The 2,500-nt window shown below is 53.4% G+C and carries 1 rRNA gene (cut by a window edge); it reads left to right on the top strand.

Annotation, left to right across the window (positions count from 1 at the left end):
- A 23S ribosomal RNA gene (locus tag A3AY_RS0126490) occupies nucleotides 1-2,480 on the top strand; it begins 319 nt to the left of the window's first position.
- Nucleotides 2,481-2,500: the final 20 nt, after the last annotated feature.

Below are 2,500 nucleotides of genomic sequence, written 5' to 3'. Positions count from 1 at the left end.
CCAGTGGCAATGAGGAATAAAGTGGAACGGAATGGAAAGTCCGGCCGTAGCGGGTGATAGCCCCGTACATGTAGAACACTCATTGTCCTTGAGTAAGGCGGGACACGTGAAATCCTGTTTGAAATTGGGGGGACCACCCTCCAAGCCTAAGTACTCGTGCATGACCGATAGCGAACAAGTACCGTGAGGGAAAGGTGAAAAGCACCCCGACAAGGGGAGTGAAATAGAACCTGAAACCGGTTGCCTACAAACAGTCGGAGCCCGCAAGGGTGACGGCGTACCTTTTGTATAATGGGTCAACGACTTAGTGTGACGAGCAAGCTTAAGCCGATAGGTGAAGGCGCAGCGAAAGCGAGTCTGAACAGGGCGTTCAGTTCGTCGCATTAGACCCGAAACCGAGTGATCTAGCCATGAGCAGGTTGAAGGTTGGGTAACACCAACTGGAGGACCGAACCCGCATCTGTTGCAATAGATTGGGATGACTTGTGGCTAGGGGTGAAAGGCCAATCAAACTCGGAAATAGCTGGTTCTCCGCGAAAACTATTTAGGTAGTGCGTCGACCGAATACCCTCGGGGGTAGAGCACTGGATGGGCTATGGGGACTCACCGTCTTACTGATCCTAACCAAACTCCGAATACCGAGGAGTACTAGTCGGCAGACACACGGCGGGTGCTAACGTCCGTCGTGAAGAGGGCAACAACCCTGACCTCCAGCTAAGGTCCCCAAGTCATGGCTAAGTGGGAAAGGATGTGAGGATCCCAAAACAACCAGGATGTTGGCTTAGAAGCAGCCATCATTTAAAGAAAGCGTAACAGCTCACTGGTCTAAATAAGGGTCTTTGCGCCGAAAATGTAACGGGGCTAAAGCCATGCACCGAAGCTGAGGATACGTGACTTGTCACGTGTGGTAGCGGAGCGTTCCGTAAGCCTGTGAAGGGAGACCCGTGAGGGCTCCTGGAGGTATCGGAAGTGCGAATGTTGACATGAGTAACGATAAAGGGAGTGAGAGACTCCCTCGCCGAAAGACCAAGGGTTCCTGCTTAAAGTTAATCTGAGCAGGGTTAGCCGGCCCCTAAGATGAGGCAGAAATGCGTAGTCGATGGGAACCACGTTAATATTCGTGGGCCTGGTGGTAGTGACGGATTGCACAAGTTGTTCTTTCTTATTGGATTGGAAGGGCAGCGGAGCGGTTCCAGGAAATAGCTCCACCGTATAGACCGTACCCGAAACCGACACAGGTGGTCAGGTAGAGTATACCAAGGCGCTTGAGAGAACTATGCTGAAGGAACTCGGCAAATTGCACGCGTAACTTCGGAAGAAGCGTGACCCCACCGCACGCAAGTGTGTTGGGGTGGCACAGACCAGGGGGTAGCGACTGTTTATCAAAAACACAGGGCTCTGCGAAGTTGCAAAACGACGTATAGGGTCTGACGCCTGCCCGGTGCTGGAAGGTTAAGAGGAGAGGTGCAAGCTTTGAATCGAAGCCCCAGTAAACGGCGGCCGTAACTATAACGGTCCTAAGGTAGCGAAATTCCTTGTCGGGTAAGTTCCGACCTGCACGAATGGCGTAACGACTTCCCCGCTGTCTCCAGCATAGACTCAGTGAAATTGAATTCCCCGTGAAGATGCGGGGTTCCTGCGGTCAGACGGAAAGACCCCGTGCACCTTTACTATAGCTTTACACTGGCATTCGTGTCGGCATGTGTAGGATAGGTGGTAGGCTTTGAAGCGGGGACGCCAGTTCTCGTGGAGCCATCCTTGAAATACCACCCTTATCGTCATGGATGTCTAACCGCGGTCCGTTATCCGGATCCGGGACAGTGTATGGTGGGTAGTTTGACTGGGGCGGTCGCCTCCGAAAGAGTAACGGAGGCGCGCGATGGTGGGCTCAGACCGGTCGGAAATCGGTCGTCGAGTGCAATGGCATAAGCCCGCCTGACTGCGAGACTGACAAGTCGAGCAGAGACGAAAGTCGGTCATAGTGATCCGGTGGTCCCGTGTGGAAGGGCCATCGCTCAACGGATAAAAGGTACGCCGGGGATAACAGGCTGATGACCCCCAAGAGTCCATATCGACGGGGTTGTTTGGCACCTCGATGTCGGCTCATCGCATCCTGGGGCTGGAGCAGGTCCCAAGGGTTTGGCTGTTCGCCAATTAAAGCGGTACGTGAGCTGGGTTCAGAACGTCGTGAGACAGTTCGGTCCCTATCTGCCGTGGGTGTAGGAATATTGACAGGATCTGTCCCTAGTACGAGAGGACCGGGATGGACATATCTCTGGTGGACCTGTTGTGGCGCCAGCCGCATAGCAGGGTAGCTATATATGGAATGGATAACCGCTGAAGGCATCTAAGCGGGAAACCAACCTGAAAACGAGTATTCCCTTGAGAACCGTGGAAGACTACCACGTTGATAGGCCGGGTGTGGAAGCGCAGCAATGTGTGAAGCTTACCGGTACTAATCGTTCGATTGGCTTGATTGTTCTCATTGCTACTGCTCATC

The sequence above is a fragment of the Rhizobium giardinii bv. giardinii H152 genome (assembly GCF_000379605.1).
GTDB lineage: Bacteria > Pseudomonadota > Alphaproteobacteria > Rhizobiales > Rhizobiaceae > Pararhizobium > Pararhizobium giardinii.
The sequence above is the reverse complement of the archived record's forward strand: the minus strand, read 5'-3'. Positions and strand labels throughout refer to the sequence as shown.